The organism is Sphingobium salicis subsp. salicis, assembly GCF_049472635.1.
GTDB classification, from domain to species: Bacteria; Pseudomonadota; Alphaproteobacteria; order Sphingomonadales; family Sphingomonadaceae; genus Sphingobium; species Sphingobium yanoikuyae_A.
Genome location: NZ_JAYRCS010000001.1, coordinates 672,004 through 689,197 on the forward strand (window position 1 = coordinate 672,004; position 17,194 = coordinate 689,197).

Here is a 17,194-nt window from a genome sequence, read left to right on the forward strand (position 1 = left end):
GAGGAATTTAGCTGTGAGCTAAATTTCTTGACCGGCCTTTGCCGTGCCTATAATTTGCGGATGTGGATATCCGCTTCTCGAAGACGGCGATGAGAGCGCTGCTGCGATCGAACAAGCGAACGCTTATTCGGCAGAAGATCGACGAGTTGGCGAACGATCCCGCATCGCTGGAAGCCAATGTGAAGCGTCTTCAGGGGCGCCCGGAATATCGCTTGCGGGTTCAGGACTGGCGCGTGATTTTTCGTCTCGAACAGGATATCCTTTGGATTGATGATATTGCGCCGCGCGGATCGGCTTATGAGGTGAACCCGTGACCGTCCAGATTGTCGAGATTGCGGGTCAGAAGATCGCTATGCTGCCGGTCGAGGATTATCAGCGACTTGTCGATGTTGCTGAGGATAAGGCCGATATGGTCGCGGCCGCTGAGGCTGCGCGTCGCCGTGACGAGGGAGAGGAATATGTTCCCGCTGTCGTGGTTGACCGGATCATGGCGGGGGATAGCCCCTTGCGCGCATGGCGGAAATATCGGGGCCTTACCTTGGAGCAACTCGCTCTGCGGGTGCCGATGACAGCAGCTTATCTGAGTGATCTGGAGCGCGTAAAGCGTGAAGGATCGGTCGGCACCTGGATGAAGCTGGCACGCGCTTTGGGCGTGGCAATTGATGATATTACGATAGAAAGCTGATCCATGTCTGCCCAACAATCCGAAGGCCCCTCTGTCCGCCTGCTGCGCGTCGGCGAACAGGTGCGCCATGTCCTTTCCGACATTCTCCAGCGCGGTGACGTGCATGACGATGTGCTGAGCCAGCATGTGGTCAGCGTCACCGAAGTGCGCATGTCGCCCGACCTGCGCCACGCCACCGTCTTCATCAAGTCGCTGCTCGGCAAGGATGAGGAAGCGGTGCTCAAGGCGCTGCGCACCAACACCGCCTATCTCCAGCGCGAAGTCGCGCACCGCATCCGCCTCAAATATGCGGCGAAGCTCAAATTCCTGTCGGACGAGAGCTTCGACGAGGGCAGCCATATCGACAAGCTGCTCCGCGATCCCAAGGTTGCCCGCGACCTGGAGCAGGATGACGGCGAAGATTGAAAGGCTTGGCCCCCGGAGCGCTGTTCCGGGGGAGGACTAGGCCATGGCTGCGATGGAATTTTGAGCGCGTAAACGTGCGATCGCCTCGTCGGGCGTTTTACCTGTAGCAATCCAGGCCGGATGTGCCTGCCAGAACGCAGCTGCCTCCAGGTCATTACCGCTGGGGCCGTGGCTCATGATCCAGCCTATCCGCGAAGCCTGCTCGCAGGAGTGATCGCCCTCCGCCAGTGCAAGCCATGCCCCGCCACTATAGGCACCGCTATACCGGTCCTGCACGAGGACGATAGGATAGAGACAGGCTTCACTGGCTTGCGCGTTCGCCATGTGTTTGCTCCAGAAAAGGTGCGAAGCATCTTGCCACATTTCGTTCGGTCGCGGAATGTTTCCAGCGTCGACGCGACGGTGCGGCAGCGCTAACAGCGTCTTTCCCGGAACCGGAAGATCAAGAGGGGCAGACGCATGAAGATGAGCGGGATAATCAGTATGGCCGCCTTGGCATTGGCTACGCCCGCCATCGCCCGCGAACCCGCCACCCATCCTGCCGTCACCACCGATCCCGCGCCCGACGCCGCCAACCCGGCGCGGATGGACGCGTTCGTTATTCCCTCGGGCGAGGGGGCGATGAATGCGGTCATGTATGTCGCTTCGGGCAGCGGCGTGCATCCGACCCTGCTCCTGCTCCACGGTTTTCCCGGCAATGAGCAGAATCTGGACCTGGCCCAGGCCGCGCGCCGGGCCGGCTGGAATGTCCTGACCCTCCATTATCGCGGATCATGGGGCAGCCCCGGCATCTTCTCCTTCACCAACGCGGCGGAGGATGCGTTCAACGCTCTGCTCTTTCTGGAGGAAGCCTCGACCGTCGCCAAATATCGCATCGACACCAGCGCGATCGTGGTCGCCGGGCACAGCATGGGCGGTTTCATGGCGGCGGAGGCGGCGGCCGCAGAACCGCGCGTCGCCGGCCTGTTCCTGATCGATCCCTGGGATCCGGCCCAGACCGTCGCCTCGCTGGCGACGCCACAGGGCGAGGCGGGCTGGAAGGCGGAGGTGGCGGGCGACCTGCCGCCGCTGTCGGGCGCCAGCTATGAAAGCCTGACCGCCGAGATCAAGGGCGATGCGCAGAAGTTCGACCTCGGCCGCAAGCTGGTCGGCTATGGCCGTCGGCCGCTGACCATCATCGGCGCGGATCGCGGCATCGGTGCGATGGCGCGCAAGGTCGGGGCGGACGCCCAATCGGCCAATCCCGCCACCCGCCTGATGGTCTGGCCGACCGATCACAGCTTCTCCGACAAGCGGATCGCGCTCGCCGACGCGCTGGTGCGTTTCCTGGCTGGCGTTGCGCCCACGCTGCGCTAAAGCGCGGCCATGGCGAAGCTCTATTTCTACTACAGCTCGATGAATGCGGGCAAATCGACGACCCTGCTGCAGTCGAGCTTCAACTATCAGGAACGCGGCATGGCGACGATGCTGTGGACCGCGGCGGTCGACGATCGCTTCGGTCATGGTCGGATCGCGTCGCGCATAGGGCTGGAGGCGCAGGCGCATCTGTTCGAGCCGGGCGTCGACATGCTCGCCGCCATTGCCGCCCAGCATGATGCGACGCCACTCTCCTGCGTGCTGGTGGACGAGGCGCAGTTCCTGACCCGCGATCAGGTCTGGCAACTGGCCGCGGTCAGCGACAGCCTGAACATCCCCGTCCTCTGCTACGGCCTGCGCACTGATTTCCAGGGGGAATTGTTCGAGGGCAGCGCCCATCTGCTCGGCCTCGCCGATGCGCTGACCGAGATCAAGACGGTGTGCGATTGCGGCCGCAAGGCGACGATGAACCTGCGCGTCGATGCGTCGGGCCGGGCGATCCGCCAGGGCGCCCAGACCGAGATTGGCGGCAATGACCGTTATGTGGCGCTGTGCCGTCGCCATTTTGTCGAGCAGATGCGCGGATGAGCCGGATGGACGATCTGCTGGCGCCGATCGAAGCGCCCGGCCTCTATCTGGAGCAACTGGCCGAGCATCATCGCGAAGCCTTGCGCGCCATCTGCCCGGTCGACGATCCGGTGTGGGAGATTTATCCCAACCATCTCGCCGGCGCAGATTTCGATCCGACCTTCGACGCGATCCTGGCGACGCCCAATCGCTACACGTTTCTCATTCTGGCCGATGGCGAGCCGGTCGGCATGTCGGGCTATCTCAATGTCGATGCCGCGCATAATGGGCTGGAACTGGGCGGCACCTATATGACGCCGTCGGTGCGCGGCACCGGGCTTAATGGCCGGATCAAGCCGCTGCTGCTTGGCCGCGCCTTTGCCTGCGGCTTCACCCGCGTCCAGTTCTGCATCGATGCGCGCAACATCCGCTCGCAAAAGGCGGTGGAGAAGCTGGGCGCCGTGCGCGAGGGCGTGCTGCGCAAGCAGCGCATCACCTGGACCGGCCATGTCCGCGACACGGTGATCTATTCGATCCTCGCTGACGAATGGGCTGCCCGCGCCGCCTGAGCTTCAGTTGATGCCGGCAATCCAGTCGGGCAGTTCGCCCAGCCGTTCCAGCTGGGTATAGCGGGCCGCGCCGATCGGCGGCTGCGCCCGCTCGTGCGACCAGGCGCCCTCCTGCGGGATGAACGCGGCCCAGGCCCCGGCCTCCAGCGCCGGCAATATGTCCGACCGCATCGAATCGCCGGCCATCACCGCCTGTTCGGGCGCGATGCCATAACGGGCGAACAGGGTGCGGAAGGTTTCGACCTTCTTGTCGCTGACGATCTCGATCCCGGAAAACAGGTCGCCCAGGCCCGACGCCGCCAGCTTGCTTTCCTGATGCAGCAGGTCGCCCTTCGTCACCAGCACCAGCGGGCCGATGTCCGCCAGCCGCTCCAGCGTCTCCTCCACCCCGTCGAACAGCTCGACCGGATGGGCCAGCAGCGCGCGGCCCGCCGCCAATATGTCCTGGATCATCGTGGTCGACAGTTGCTCGCCCGCCAGTTCCACTGCCGCCTCGATCATCGAGAGGGTGAAGCCCTTGGCGCCATAGCCATAGAGCGGCAGGTTGCGGATCTCGCAGGCGATCAGCCGTTCGCGCGTCACATCGACATCGGCAAAGGGCTGCAACATGTCGGTCAGCGCGTCTTGGGTCGCGTTGAAATGGCGCATATTGTGCCACAGCGTATCGTCGGCATCGAGGCAGATGAGCTTGATCGTCATGGCGCCGGAATAGCCGAGCGCGGGGCAGGGGGAAATGGCTGATCGGCGAGGCGTTTTATCCTTCCTTCCATTGGCCTCCGTTTCTCGACAGGCTCGAAACGAACGGACGTAAGGATGCGATAAGGGCTGACAGGGCATGGCGGGCGCTATAGAGCGCGCCGCCATGCACGGTTGGCTTATCCTCGACAAACCCCATGGCCTTGGCTCGACCCAGGCGGTCAGCGCAGTGAAGCGCGCGCTGCGGACCCAGCGCGAGGTGCTGGGCGGGACGGAGAAATGGAAGGTCGGCCATGGCGGCACGCTCGATCCGCTGGCGACCGGGGTGCTTCCGATCGCGATCGGCGAGGCGACCAAGCTCGCTGGCCGGATGCTCGACAGCGACAAGATCTACGATTTCACCGTCACTTTCGGTGTTCAGACCGACACGCTCGACCTGGAGGGCAAGGTCATCGCGCAAAGCGATGTGCGCCCGACGCTGGCGCAGGTGGAAGCCATTCTGCCGCGCTTCACCGGTCCGATCGAACAGGCGCCGCCGGCCTATAGCGCGATCCTGATCGACGGCCAGCGCGCCTATGACCTCGCCCGCAAGGGGGAGCAGGTGGAGATGAAGACGCGATCGGTGACGATTCATGAACTGACGATCGCGGGGCAGGAACAGGAAGAGGGCGCACTTGCCGCCGTCACCTTGCGTGCCCATGTCTCCAAGGGCACCTATATCCGCTCCCTCGCCCGCGACATCGCGCTGGCGCTCGGCACGGTCGGCCATGTCACCATGTTGCGGCGGATCAAGGCCGGGCCCTTCACCCTGGAAACCGCGATTTCGCTGGACAAACTGGACGAAGCTGCTAGGGGCGGCGACATCGGCGAGCTTATGCTCCCGTTGACGGCAGGGCTGGACGATATCCCGGCTCTTGCAGTCTCTCCCGATGAAGCATTGGCACTCCGACAGGGGAAGATGCTCATGGGGAAACCGCACACCGGTCTCCTGCTGGCGATGTTGGGCGATACGCCCGTCGCGCTGGTGGAGTCCAGTGGCCCGGAGATCCGGGTGGTGCGCGGCTTCAATCTCTAGATACGAAAGGAAGCCCGATGTCGATCACTGCAGAGCGCAAGGAAGCGCTGATCAAGGAACATGCCCGCGTCGAAGGCGACACCGGTTCGCCGGAAGTCCAGGTTGCGATCCTGTCGGAGCGCATCTCGAACCTGACCGAGCATTTCAAGGGTCACCACAAGGATAACCACAGCCGTCGCGGCCTGCTGATGCTGGTCAACAAGCGTCGTTCGCTGCTGGACTATCTGAAGAAGAAGGATGCGGCTCGCTACACCGACCTCATCACCAAGCTGGGCCTGCGTAAGTAAGCCTGCTAATAAGGGACGGCCCCATTCGGGGCCGTTTCCGATTCTAACGGACGTCCTTTTGGGGATGTCATTCGGGACGGGCGCAATCCGGCGCCCCGTTTCGTTTCAGGGGCCACACGATGCTCCACAACCGCCGCGGACCGGTTTCGTCCGCATATGAGGCCCCGCCCGGCAATAGGGCCAGGTGGGCAAAGGAACATATATGTTCGATGTAAAGAAAGTTTCGATCGAGCTGGCCGGCAAGACGCTGACCCTCGAAACCGGCCGGATCGCGCGTCAGGCCGACGCCGCCGTGCTGGCAACCTATGGCGAAACCGTGGTGCTGTGCGCCGTGACCGCCGCCAAGTCGGTGAAGGAAGGCCAGGACTTCTTCCCGCTGACCGTCCACTATCAGGAAAAATATTCGGCCGCCGGCCGCATTCCGGGTGGTTTCTTCAAGCGTGAGCGTGGCGCCACCGAGAAGGAAACCCTGGTTTCGCGCCTGATCGACCGTCCGATCCGCCCGCTCTTCCCCGAAGGCTTCTACAACGAAATCAACGTCATCGCCCAGGTGATGTCGTTCGATGGCGAGAGCGAGCCCGACATCGTCGCGATGATCGCTGCTTCCGCTGCCCTGACCCTGTCGGGAGTGCCCTTCATGGGCCCGATCGGCGCTGCCCGCGTCGGTTACAAGGATGGCGAATATCAGCTGAACCCGTCGCTGGACGAAGTGAAGACCGGCGAACTCGACCTGGTCGTCGCTGCCACCAGCAACGCCGTGATGATGGTCGAATCCGAAGCCAAGGAACTGTCGGAAGACGTCATGCTCGGCGCCGTCCTGTTCGCCCATGAAGCGAGCAAGAAGGTCGTCGACGCGATCATCCAGCTGGCCGAAAAGGCCGCCAAGGATCCGTGGGAAATGGCCAAGGGCGATGATCTTGGCGCGCTCAAGGGCAAGCTCAAGGATCTGATCGGTGGCGACATCGCCGCTGCCTACAAGCTGACCGACAAGTCGGCCCGCTCGAACGCCCTGAACGAAGCCCGCGCCAAGGCGAAGGCGATGTTCACGGAAGACGGCCTCGACGCCCAGACCGTGATGGCCGGCATCAAGCTGACCAAGAAGCTGGAAGCCGAAATTGTCCGTGGCGCCATCCTGAAGGACGGCCAGCGCATCGACGGCCGCACCACCACCCAGATCCGTCCGATCGAGGCGATGGTCGGCTTCCTGCCGCGCACCCATGGCTCGGCCCTGTTCACCCGTGGCGAGACGCAGGCGATCTGCACCACCACGCTGGGCACCAAGGACGCCGAGCAGATGATCGACGGCCTGACCGGCCTGCACTATGAAAACTTCATGCTGCACTATAACTTCCCGCCCTATTCGGTCGGTGAAGTGGGCCGCTTCGGTGCGCCGGGTCGTCGTGAAGTCGGCCATGGCAAGCTCGCCTGGCGCGCGCTGCACCCGGTGCTGCCGACCAAGGACGAGTTCCCCTACACCATCCGCGTTCTCTCGGACATCACCGAGTCGAACGGTTCCTCGTCGATGGCCACCGTCTGCGGTGGTTCGCTCTCGATGATGGACGCGGGCGTTCCGCTCAAGCGTCCGGTGTCGGGCATCGCCATGGGCCTGATCCTGGAAGGCAGCGACTTCGCGGTCATCTCGGACATCCTGGGCGACGAGGATCATCTCGGCGACATGGACTTCAAGGTCGCAGGCACCGAAGCCGGCATCACCACCATGCAGATGGACATCAAGGTTGCCGGCATCACGCAGGAAATCTTCGAGACCGCGCTGCGTCAGGCCAAGGAAGGTCGCGCCCACATCCTGGGTGAGATGAACAAGGCCCTGTCCTCGACCCGCACCGAACTGTCGGCGCACGCCCCGCGCATCGAGACGATCCAGATCGACAAGTCGAAGATCCGTGACGTCATCGGCACCGGCGGCAAGGTCATCCGCGAGATCGTCGCCGAAACCGGCGCCAAGGTCGACATCGACGACGAAGGCATCATCAAGATTTCGTCGTCCGACACCGCCCAGATCGAAGCCGCCAAGAAGTGGATTCTGGGCATCGTCGAGGAAGCGGAAGTCGGCAAGATCTACACCGGCAAGGTCGTCAACATCGTCGACTTCGGTGCGTTCGTGAACTTCATGGGTGGCAAGGACGGCCTCGTCCACGTCAGCGAAATGAAGAATGAGCGCGTCGAAAAGCCGACCGACGTCGTGTCGGAAGGCCAGGAAGTGAAGGTCAAGGTTCTCGAGATCGATCCGCGCGGCAAGGTTCGCCTGTCGATGCGCGTCGTCGACCAGGAAACCGGCGAGGAACTGGAAGACACCCGTCCGGCCCGCGAACCGCGTGAACCGCGCGGCGACCGTGGTGATCGCGGTGATCGTGGTCGCGGCCCGCGCCGTGACGGCGGCGACCGTGGCGGTCGTGGTGGCGATCGTGGCCCGCGCCGCGACCGTGGCCCGCGCAGCGAAGGCAAGGGCGACGATGACGGCTCCAACGCCGGCCTGCCCGACTTCCTGACCCAGGACTGATCGGCAGCATCATCGCTGACAGGAAAATGGGGCGTCCGGTTCGACCGGGCGCCCTTTTTCGTGACGAATCCCGTCAGGGCTGATTTCGATCAAGGCGCGGGGGGCGACATCTGATACGGTCGCGTCACGGTTCTTGGGGGAATGTCCATGCAACGCAGCAATGAGCGGTTTGTCGAGCGCCTGCCGCTCGTGCTTCCAAGACCGGTCTATGGCTATGCCCTGAGCCTGCTGCTCTGCATGCTCGCCTGGCTGGCGCGTGTCGCAGCGGAAACGCTGCTGCCGGTCGGCTATCCCTTCGTCACCTTCTTCCCGGCAGTGATCCTCTCTTCCTTCCTGTTCGGGGTGCGGCCGGGCATCTTCGCCGCCGTCATCGGCGGGCTGCTGTCCTGGTATTGCTTCATCCCGCCCTTCTATGCGCTGGCCTTCAACCCCGGCGTCGCGATGGCGCTGATCTTCTACACGATGGTCGTGGCCGTCGACATATTGATCATCCACTTCATGCAGCGCGCCAATTTCAACCTGGCGGTGGAGCGGGAGCGCAGCCGCGCCCTGGCTGAGAATCGCGAATTATTGTTCCGCGAACTCCAGCACCGCGTGTCGAACAATCTTCAGGTGGTGGCCGCCATGCTCTCGCTCCAGCGGCGCCAGATCGACAATGATGTCGCCCGCCGCGCGCTGGACGATGCCGCCGCGCGCCTCGCCCTGATCGGCAAGATCAGCCGCGCCCTCTATGATCCCTCGGGGCAGGGGCAGGAACTGCGCGCCTTCATGGTCATGCTCTGCGCCGATATCGTCGATGCGTCGGGCCGCACCGATATCGATTGCACCATCTGCGCGCCCGATGGCCTGTCGCTCGAGCCCGATGTCATCGTGCCGCTGGCGCTGATCGTGGCGGAATCGGTCAGCAACGCGATCGAACATGGCCTGCCCGATCGCGCCGGGCGGGTGGCGGTGACGCTGGAACAGCAGGCGGACGGCGCGCTTCACCTGCGCATCGTCGACGATGGGCGCGGCCTGCCGGACGGGACCATGCCCGACGGGCCGACCAGCATCGGCCTGCGCATCGCCGTCGCGCTGGCGCAGCAGCTTGGCGGCCGCTTCCGGCTGGAACCCGCGCCGGATGGCGGCGCCATGGCCTGCCTCGACCTGCCGAAACAGACGCGCTGACACGGCTTAACGTTCTGCAACATTCTGGCGCTTGGCGACGGCGATCCGCTCGGCTATGACCCGGCGCATGCTGACGAAAACCCTGACGCGCATCGGCGCGGCCACCACTCTGGTCCTGATCGCCTCGCCTGTGCTGACCGGCTGCTCCACATCGAAGAACAAGGCCGACACCCTCTACGTCGCCCGCGACGTGTCGACCCTCTACAACAGCGGCAAGGCCCGCCTCGATCGCGGCCAGTACAAGCTCGCCGCCGCACTGTTCGATGAGGTCGAGCGCCAGCATCCCTATTCGCCCTGGGCGCGCCGCGCGCAGCTCATGTCGGCGTTCAGCTATTATATGAACCGCGACTATCCGGAATCGATCGCGGCCTCGCAGCGCTTTCTGTCGATCCACACCGGCAACAAGGACGCGCCCTACGCTTATTATCTGATCGCGCTGTGCTATTATGAGCAGATTGCCGACGTCACCCGCGACCAGAAGATCACGCAGCAGGCGATGGATGCGCTGGGCGAACTGATCCGCCGCTATCCCGACACCCGCTATGCCGCCGACGCCCGTCTGAAGGTCGACCTGGTGAATGACCACCTCGCCGGCAAGGAAATGGAGCTGGGCCGCTTCTACCAGCGCCGGGGCCAGTGGCTCGCCGCCACGCTGCGTTTCCGCACCGTGATCGACAAGTTCCAGACCACCACCCACACGCCCGAAGCGCTGGAGCGTCTGGTCGAATCCTATCTCTCGCTCGGCATCCCGGCCGAAGCGCAGAAGGCCGCCGCCGTGCTGGGCCGCAACTATCCCGGCACCAAATGGTATGAGCGCAGCTACAAGCTGATGCAGCAGCATCCGGTCAAGAGCTGAGGCGCACGCTTTATTTGTTCCCCTTTTGTGCGATGGCAGTTAGACAGGCGCCATGCTGACCTCGCTTGCCATCCGCAATGTCGTGCTGATCGAGGCGCTGGACCTGGAGTTCGGCGCCGGCCTGTCCGTCCTCACCGGTGAAACCGGCGCGGGCAAGTCGATCCTGCTCGATTCGCTGGGGCTGGCGCTCGGTGCCCGCGCCGATAGCGGCCTTGTCCGGGCAGGGGAGGCACAGGCCAGTGTCACCGCCAGCTTCGATCCGCCGCCCGCCGGACATCGCGCCGCGCTGCTGCTGGCCGACAATGGCATCGAGATCGATCCGGGCGAACCGCTGCTGATCCGTCGTACGGTCAAGGCCGATGGCGGCAGCCGTGCCTTCATCAACGACCAGGCCTGTTCTGCCGCGCTGCTGCGCGATCTGGGCGGCGCGCTGGTCGAAATCCACGGCCAGCATGACGATCGCGGCCTGCTCAACGCCCGCGGCCATCGCTCGCTGCTCGACACCTATGGCCGTTGCGAGGCGGAGGCGGTCGCCACCGCTCATGCCGCCTGGCGTGCCGCCGCCGCCGATCTGGCGCAGGCGCGCGAGACGGTCGCCAATGCCGCGCGCGACCGCGACTATCTCGACCATGCCGTCGCCGAACTGTCGAAATTCGCGCCCGAAGCCGGCGAGGAAGCGACCCTGGCGGAGGAGCGCGCGACCATGCAGAAGGGCGCGCGCCTGTCCGATGATCTGTCCGCCGTCACCGATTGCCTGACCGGCTCGGACGGCGGCCTTGCCCAGTTGCGCCAGGCCGCGCGTCGGCTCGACCGGATCGCGGGCGAATATGAACCGCTCTCCGCTGTGCTGGAAGCGCTGGACCGCGCCGTGATCGAAGCGGGCGAGGCGGAGGACAAGCTGGCCGAGGCGGCCGAGGCGCTGAGCTTCGATCCCGCCCGGCTGGACGCGATCGAGACCCGCTTGTTCGACCTGCGTGGCCTGGCCCGCAAGCATCAGGTCGCGCCGGACGATCTGGCCGCACTCCGCGATGAGATGGCCGCCCGCCTCGCCGCGATCGAGGGCGGGGAGGAGCATATCGCTGCGCTCGACGCCGATGTCGCGCGCAAGGCGGCAACCTATCGCGCTGCTGCCCAGGCGCTGTCGGCCGAGCGCCAGCTCGCCGCCGGCCGGCTCGACGCGGCGGTCGCGGGCGAACTGGCGCCGCTGAAGCTCGACGCCGCCCGCTTCCGCACCGTCGTCGCGCCGCTCGATGAGGGACAATGGAGCGGCGCTGGCATGGACCGGGTCGAGTTCGAGATTTCGACCAATCCCGGCGCCCCCTTCGCGCCGCTCGCCAAGATCGCCTCGGGCGGTGAACTCTCCCGCTTCATCCTCGCGCTCAAGGTCGCACTGGCGGAGCAGGGCGGGGCCGACACGTTGATCTTCGACGAGATCGACCGGGGCGTCGGCGGCGCGGTGGCCGATGCGATCGGCGAGCGCTTGTCGCGCCTGGCGCAGAGCAACCAGATCCTCGTCGTCACCCACAGCCCCCAGGTCGCGGCGCGCGGTGCCGGCCATATGCTGATCGCCAAGTCGAGCGACGGTACCGTCACCCGCACCGGCGTCCACGCGCTCAGCGATGGCGAACGCCGTGAGGAAATCGCCCGCATGCTCTCCGGCGCGGAAATCACCGCCGAAGCGCGGGCACAGGCGGAACGGCTGCTGGAAGCTTGAGGCTTGCCAATTCGCGCGTTTCACATACCGTTCGGGCTGAGCGAAGTCGAAGCCTTCACCTGAGCGAAGCGAAGGCGCCTCGCTCCGCTCGGCGCGTCCTTCGACTTCGCTCAGGACGAACGGAGGGGATAGGATAGCCGCATGACCCATAATCGCAGAGACATGCTCGGCCTTACAGCCGCGACGCTGGCCGCAACTGCCATCCCCGCCGCCGCGCAGGAGGCAAAGCCGCGCTACGGCCTGATTGGCCAGATGCTCAGCACGCCGGGCAAGCGCGACGAACTGGTCGGTTATCTCAAGGATGCGATCGGCGCGATGCCCGGCTGCCTCTCCTATGTCGTGGCGCTCGACACCGCCAATCCCGACGCGCTCTGGATCACCGAAGTCTGGGACAGCCGCGAAAGTCACGCCGCCTCGCTGAAACTCCCCGCCGTCCGCGCCGCCATCGCCAAGGCGCGCCCGATCATCGCCGGCTTTCCCCAGCATTTCGAAACCGTGCCGGTGGCGGGAATCTGAAGTGGGCGTTAAGGCATCCCCATGACCGATCCCGCCAGCCTTCCCGAAGCCGAAGCCGCCAACCGCCTGATGCGCCTTGCCAGGGAGGTGGCGAAGCATAACCGCCTCTATCATGACCAGGACGCGCCGGAGATCAGCGACGCGGACTATGACGCGCTGATCCGCGAGAATAACGCGCTCGAAGCGGCCTTCCCACATCTGATCCGCGCCGACTCGCCCAATGCGCAGGTCGGCGCTGCCGCCACCTCGGCGCTGAAGAAAGTGCCGCACGCGGTCCGCATGATGAGCCTCGATAATGGCTTTGCCGACGAGGATATCGCCGAGTTCGCCGCGCGCGTCCGCCGCTTCCTGGCGCTGGCCGAAGACGCGCCGGTGGCGATGACTGCCGAACCGAAGATCGATGGCCTGTCCTGTTCGCTGCGCTATGAGCAGGGCGAATTGGTGCTGGCCGCGACCCGCGGCGACGGCACCACGGGTGAGGATGTGACCGCCAATGTCCGCACCATCGCCGACATCCCCCAGCGCCTGACCGGCGAAGCCATCCCCGACCTGTTCGAGGTGCGGGGCGAGGTCTATATGGCCAAGGCGGATTTCGTCGCCCTCAACCAGCGGCTGCTGGACGAGGCGGAGGATGCCGACAAGGCGCGCCAGTTCGCCAATCCGCGCAACGCCGCCGCCGGATCGCTGCGCCAGAAGGACGCCAGCGTCACCGCCAGCCGCCCGCTGCGTTTCCTCGCCCATGGCTGGGGCGCCCATAGCGCGCTGCCCGCCGACACCCAGTTGGGCGTGATGCAGGCGATCGCCAGCTGGGGCCTGCCCGTGTCCGACATGCTGGTCTGCGTCGATAGCATCGACGCCATTCTTGCCCATTATCGCGCGATCGAGCGCGCGCGCGCCGATCTGCCCTTCGACATTGACGGCGTGGTCTACAAGGTCGACCGGCTCGACTGGCAGCAGCGGCTCGGCTTCGTGGCCAAGGCGCCGCGCTGGGCGATCGCCCATAAATTCCCGGCCGAACGCGCCCAGACCACGCTGGAGGCGATCGACATCCAGGTCGGCCGCACCGGCAAGCTGACTCCGGTCGGGCGTCTGACGCCCGTGACGGTCGGCGGCGTCGTCGTCTCCAACGTCACGCTCCACAATGCCGACGAGATCGAGCGGCTGGGCGTGCGGCCGGGCGACCGCATCGTCGTCCAGCGCGCCGGCGACGTCATCCCGCAGGTGGTCGACAATCTGACCCGCGACGACGTGCGCGCGCCCTTTCCCTTCCCCACCCATTGCCCGGTCTGCGGATCGGAAGCGGTGCGCGAGGAGGAGGAAGTCGATTATCGCTGCACCGGGGGCTTGATCTGCGCCGCCCAGCGGTTCGAGCGGCTGCGCCATTTCGTCAGCCGCGCCGCGCTCGATATCGAGGGACTGGGCGAAAAGACGATCGAGGAATTTCTCGACCTTGGCTGGATCAAGGAGCCGGCCGACATCTTCCGCCTGCGCACCCATGCCGGCGAACTGCTGGGGCGTGAGGGCTGGAAGGAAAAGTCGGTCGACAATCTGCTCGCCGCGATCGAGGCGAAGCGCGCGCCTGATGCCGCCAAGCTGCTGTTCGGCCTCGGCATCCGTCATGTCGGCGCCGTCACCGCGCGCGATCTGCTGAAGCGCTACACCACGCTTCCTGCGCTCCGCACCCTGGCCGACGAGATCATCGCCCTGCGCGATCAGGCCTATGAGACGCAGGCGAAGAAGGACAAGACGATCGCCGAGCATATCGGGGTCGAGAATGTCGGCGCCGCCGTGGGCCATGCGCTGGCCGATTTCTTCCACGAACCCCATAATGTCGAGGCGTGGGACGATCTGCTGAGCGAAGTGTCGCCGCCCGATTATGTCGTCGAGACCACCGCCAGCGCCGTTACCGGCAAGATCGTCGTCTTCACCGGCAAGCTGGAAACCATGAGCCGCGACGAGGCCAAGGCGCAAGCAGAGCGCCTGGGTGCCAAGGCGGCGGGATCGGTCAGCGCCAAGACCGACCTGGTTGTCGCCGGTCCCGGCGCGGGATCGAAGCTCAAGCAGGCGACCGCGCTCGGCATCGAGGTGATTAGCGAACAAGCCTGGGCTGACATCGTCAGGGCGGCAGGCTAGAGCATTTTCGAAGCAGATGGTATCATCTGCTGGCTCCGAAAATGCGGAAAATAAAAGGAAAGTAGAGCATAATCCATTCAGAATGAATGGATTATGCTCTATAGGGCGATCATCATGTCAAACAACAACAACAGTGGCACCGTCCTGGTCGACGGCGCGCATTATGATTGGGAAGTGCGGCGCGAACCGCAATGGAGCGATGCGGATGGCTGGCGCGGCATGACCGTCGCCCTGCAGCAGCAGGGGACGCAGCGCGGTGCCGTGCTGGAATTTCCGCCGCCCAAGCGCCTGCTCAAAGGACTGGCGCGCGGCCGGCTCCAGATCAACGACGCCATCGTCGCGCGTGGCGTACGCGCGGCGCTGGCGGCCGGCTGGGAACCGGAATCGCGCGGCAAGCCGATGCAGTTCATGGTCGACGCCGACGGCAATTGATGCCGGCGCCCCAGGGCGGGCGCTATCGTTCACGCAAATTTACCCAATCTTATCGCGTGGGGGCGTAGGGCAGGGGGATGATGGGGCAGGGTCGGACGCGATTGCAGGAACTGGACGCGTTGCGCGGCATCGCGGCCTTTTCCGTGCTGCTCTTCCATTATTTCAACATCTATCCCAAGCTCTTCCCGCAAGGGCATCGCCTGCCGCCCTTGTTCGAACATGGCGGCTATGGCGTGCTGCTCTTCTTCGCCATTTCCGGCTTCGTCATCGCCTTCTCGCTGGAAGGAACGCGCAGTGCCGCCGATTTCGCGGTCAAGCGCTTCGCCCGGCTTTTCCCGGTCTATTGGGCGGCGATGGCGCTCTCGATCGGCATCGTCCTGCTGCTCGGCGCCGGCCGCTTGCTGCCGCCCGCCTGGGTGATCCCGGTCAACATGACGATGCTGCAGGGCTATTTCTATCTGCCCGCGGTCGATGGCGTCTACTGGACGCTGGGCGTGGAACTCGCCTTCTATTGCTGCATGCTGGCGATCTGGATGGGGGGCGGCTTCGCCCGGCTCGAATGGCTGCTGCTCGGCTGGCTCGCGATCAAGGCCGCGATTGCCGGCTGGCACGCGATGCCCAGCCGCCTCGTCATGCTGCTGGTGCTCGACTATATCCCCTTCTTCATCATCGGCATGCTCTTCTACCGCATCTGGTCGGGCCATCGTCGCTGGGGGCAACAGGCGCTCTTCATCGTGGCGGCGCTGGCGACGATCGCCTGGGCCGACCCGCGCGAATATCTGGTCGCGGCGCTGCTGGTGATGGCGATCTTCGCCGCGATGCTGCGCGGCTGGCTGCCCTTCCTGCGCCATCGGCTGCTGCTCTGGCTGGGTGCGATCAGCTATGCCCTCTACCTCATCCACCATAATGCCGGGCTGGCGATCATGAACTTGGTCGACCGCGCCGGCCTGTCGACCTGGATCGGCTTCGTGCTGGCAACCGCTGCCTCGCTGCTGCTGGCAAGCGCGCTCACCTATGGCGTGGAGCGCCCGGCCGCCCGCCGCATCAACCGCTGGTGGCGCGATCGCACTGCGTCACAGGGCCAGCGCGTCACCCAGGCCGGTTAGGCGGCCTCGACCTCCCGCGCGTCATGCGCCCGGCGGGCATCCATGATCGCGCCGACATGGCCCTCGGCCCAGCGGGTGATCTGGTCCAATATGCCGATCAGCCCCTGCGCCATCTCCGTCAGCCGATATTCCACCGTCACCGGCACCGTGGCATAGGCGGCGCGGCTCACCAGCCCGTCCCGCTCCAGGCTCTTCAATGTCTGCGACAGCATCTTCTGCGAGATCGCGCCGATCCGCCGGCGCAGATCGTTGAACCGCACCGGCCCGTCCTTCAACGTCAGTATCACCAGCACCGCCCATTTATCGCCGATCCGGTCCAGCACATGGCGGGTCGGGCAATCGGGATCATAGGCGTCGCCGATCCGGGGCAGGGGCGTGGGCGCAGTCATGGCAGGCGGTTTCCTCGGCGTAACCAGGTGATGGCAAAGTGCCTTCTTGCGATCATGATATCCTAATCGCTATCTGGTTTCCATTGGTAACTACCCATGGAGAATGGAACATGAAGATCGCGATCATCGGCGGCAGCGGCCGGGCAGGGCGGGAAATCAGCGCGGAACTGGCCCGCCGCGGCCATCAGGTGACGGCGATCTCGCGCCATCCCGAAAATGCGGTGCAGGACGCCGGCGTCACCGCCGTTGCCGGCGACGTCAAGGATGCCGCCGCGCTCAGCGCGCTGCTTGCCGGCCATGATGTGGTGGTGAGCGCCGTGATGTTCGCCGACACCGATCCGGCCTCGCTGGTCGGCGCGGTCCGTGCGTCGGGCGTGGCCCGCTATCTGGTGGTCGGCGGCGCCGGCAGCCTGGAGGTCGCGCCGGGCGTCAAGCTGATCGACACGCCGGACTTTCCCGAAGCCTATAAGGCCGAAGCCGGCCGGGGCGGCGATTTCCTCGCCTATCTGCGCGGCGTGGCGGATCTCGACTGGACCTTCCTCTCGCCCTCGGCCCTGTTCTTCGTCGGCGACCGCAAGGGGCATTTCCGCCTCGGCACCGACCAGTTGCTGGTCGATGGCGAGGGCAATAGCAGCATCTCCTATGCCGACTATGCCATCGCGCTCGCCGACGAGATCGAAGCGCCCAAGCACATCCGCCAGCGCTTCACTGTAGGCTATTGAT

20 protein-coding genes are annotated in these 17,194 nt (G+C 65.1%); 17 read left to right on the forward strand and 3 right to left on the reverse strand.

The window, feature by feature from the left end:
• Positions 1-89 precede the first annotated feature (89 nt).
• Genes VHN57_RS03360 through rbfA form a run of 3 tightly spaced genes read left to right on the forward strand, consistent with a single transcriptional unit; the run spans position 90 to position 1,090 of the window.
• Positions 90-314 (forward strand): type II toxin-antitoxin system RelE family toxin, encoded by a 225-nt coding sequence (locus VHN57_RS03360; RefSeq protein WP_423282779.1) that lies wholly within the window; start codon positions 90-92, stop codon positions 312-314.
• Positions 311-685, forward strand: coding sequence for a helix-turn-helix domain-containing protein (locus VHN57_RS03365; RefSeq protein WP_017499900.1), 375 nt, complete (start codon positions 311-313; stop codon positions 683-685). Before VHN57_RS03360 ends, VHN57_RS03365 begins: the two co-directional genes overlap by 4 nt.
• Positions 686-688: 3 nt before the next feature.
• The gene (gene rbfA, locus VHN57_RS03370; RefSeq protein WP_026108905.1) at positions 689-1,090 is read left to right on the forward strand and encodes a 30S ribosome-binding factor RbfA; all 402 of its coding nucleotides are present in this window, start codon (positions 689-691) and stop codon (positions 1,088-1,090) included.
• 36 nt (positions 1,091-1,126) lie between these two features.
• Here rbfA and VHN57_RS03375 read toward each other — a convergent pair whose 3' ends face one another.
• Positions 1,127-1,414 carry a hypothetical protein gene (locus VHN57_RS03375; protein ID WP_038292451.1) on the reverse strand — a complete coding sequence of 96 codons (288 nt, stop codon included), beginning with the start codon at positions 1,412-1,414 and terminating at the stop codon, positions 1,127-1,129.
• 135 nt (positions 1,415-1,549) lie between these two features.
• Between VHN57_RS03375 and VHN57_RS03380 the strand changes: the two genes are divergently transcribed.
• Genes VHN57_RS03380 through VHN57_RS03390 form a run of 3 tightly spaced genes read left to right on the forward strand, consistent with a single transcriptional unit; the run spans position 1,550 to position 3,582 of the window.
• On the forward strand, positions 1,550-2,446 hold the full coding sequence (locus VHN57_RS03380) for an alpha/beta hydrolase family protein (protein ID WP_278987015.1): 897 nt from the start codon (positions 1,550-1,552) through the stop codon (positions 2,444-2,446).
• A gap of 9 nt (positions 2,447-2,455) precedes the next feature.
• Positions 2,456-3,034, forward strand: coding sequence for a thymidine kinase (locus VHN57_RS03385; protein WP_136187807.1), 579 nt, complete (start codon positions 2,456-2,458; stop codon positions 3,032-3,034).
• The gene (locus tag VHN57_RS03390; RefSeq protein WP_341462723.1) at positions 3,031-3,582 is read left to right on the forward strand and encodes a GNAT family N-acetyltransferase; all 552 of its coding nucleotides are present in this window, start codon (positions 3,031-3,033) and stop codon (positions 3,580-3,582) included. Before VHN57_RS03385 ends, VHN57_RS03390 begins: the two co-directional genes overlap by 4 nt.
• A gap of 3 nt (positions 3,583-3,585) precedes the next feature.
• Here VHN57_RS03390 and VHN57_RS03395 read toward each other — a convergent pair whose 3' ends face one another.
• A complete protein-coding gene (locus tag VHN57_RS03395) occupies positions 3,586-4,281 on the reverse strand; it encodes an HAD family hydrolase (protein ID WP_278987013.1) in 696 nt (231 codons plus the stop codon).
• 163 nt (positions 4,282-4,444) lie between these two features.
• On the opposite strand from VHN57_RS03395, the gene truB reads away from it, so the two are divergent.
• From truB to VHN57_RS03445, 10 genes are all read left to right on the forward strand, one after another.
• Positions 4,445-5,353 (forward strand): tRNA pseudouridine(55) synthase TruB, encoded by a 909-nt coding sequence (gene truB / locus VHN57_RS03400; RefSeq protein ID WP_278987011.1) that lies wholly within the window; start codon positions 4,445-4,447, stop codon positions 5,351-5,353.
• Positions 5,354-5,370: 17 nt separating this feature from the next.
• Entirely contained in the window at positions 5,371-5,640 is a 270-nt protein-coding gene (gene rpsO / locus VHN57_RS03405; protein WP_010337408.1) for a 30S ribosomal protein S15, read from the forward strand.
• Between the two features lie 202 nt (positions 5,641-5,842).
• On the forward strand, positions 5,843-8,158 hold the full coding sequence (pnp, locus tag VHN57_RS03410; protein ID WP_097382524.1) for a polyribonucleotide nucleotidyltransferase: 2,316 nt from the start codon (positions 5,843-5,845) through the stop codon (positions 8,156-8,158).
• A gap of 147 nt (positions 8,159-8,305) precedes the next feature.
• A complete protein-coding gene (locus tag VHN57_RS03415; RefSeq protein WP_278988266.1) occupies positions 8,306-9,325 on the forward strand; it encodes a sensor histidine kinase in 1,020 nt (339 codons plus the stop codon).
• 67 nt (positions 9,326-9,392) lie between these two features.
• Positions 9,393-10,181, forward strand: a complete 789-nt coding sequence (locus VHN57_RS03420) for an outer membrane protein assembly factor BamD (RefSeq protein ID WP_037492082.1) — start codon at positions 9,393-9,395, stop codon at positions 10,179-10,181.
• A 52-nt stretch (positions 10,182-10,233) separates the two neighbouring features.
• Complete coding sequence (gene recN, locus VHN57_RS03425) at positions 10,234-11,895, forward strand: DNA repair protein RecN (protein ID WP_278988265.1); 1,662 nt, start codon at positions 10,234-10,236, stop codon at positions 11,893-11,895.
• A gap of 141 nt (positions 11,896-12,036) precedes the next feature.
• On the forward strand, positions 12,037-12,411 hold the full coding sequence (locus VHN57_RS03430; protein WP_037511323.1) for a putative quinol monooxygenase: 375 nt from the start codon (positions 12,037-12,039) through the stop codon (positions 12,409-12,411).
• 21 nt (positions 12,412-12,432) lie between these two features.
• Entirely contained in the window at positions 12,433-14,544 is a 2,112-nt protein-coding gene (gene ligA, locus VHN57_RS03435; protein WP_423282785.1) for an NAD-dependent DNA ligase LigA, read from the forward strand.
• A gap of 114 nt (positions 14,545-14,658) precedes the next feature.
• On the forward strand, positions 14,659-14,976 hold the full coding sequence (locus VHN57_RS03440; protein WP_423282787.1) for a hypothetical protein: 318 nt from the start codon (positions 14,659-14,661) through the stop codon (positions 14,974-14,976).
• A 77-nt stretch (positions 14,977-15,053) separates the two neighbouring features.
• Entirely contained in the window at positions 15,054-16,082 is a 1,029-nt protein-coding gene (locus tag VHN57_RS03445; RefSeq protein WP_423282789.1) for an acyltransferase family protein, read from the forward strand.
• Here the strand turns inward: VHN57_RS03445 and VHN57_RS03450 are convergent.
• Entirely contained in the window at positions 16,079-16,471 is a 393-nt protein-coding gene (locus tag VHN57_RS03450; protein ID WP_278984478.1) for a winged helix-turn-helix transcriptional regulator, read from the reverse strand. The two genes, VHN57_RS03445 and VHN57_RS03450, sit on opposite strands and share 4 nt — an antisense overlap.
• A 110-nt stretch (positions 16,472-16,581) precedes the next feature.
• Between VHN57_RS03450 and VHN57_RS03455 the strand changes: the two genes are divergently transcribed.
• A complete protein-coding gene (locus VHN57_RS03455) occupies positions 16,582-17,193 on the forward strand; it encodes an NAD(P)-dependent oxidoreductase (protein WP_278984477.1) in 612 nt (203 codons plus the stop codon).
• The last annotated feature ends 1 nt before the right edge of the window (position 17,194 follow it).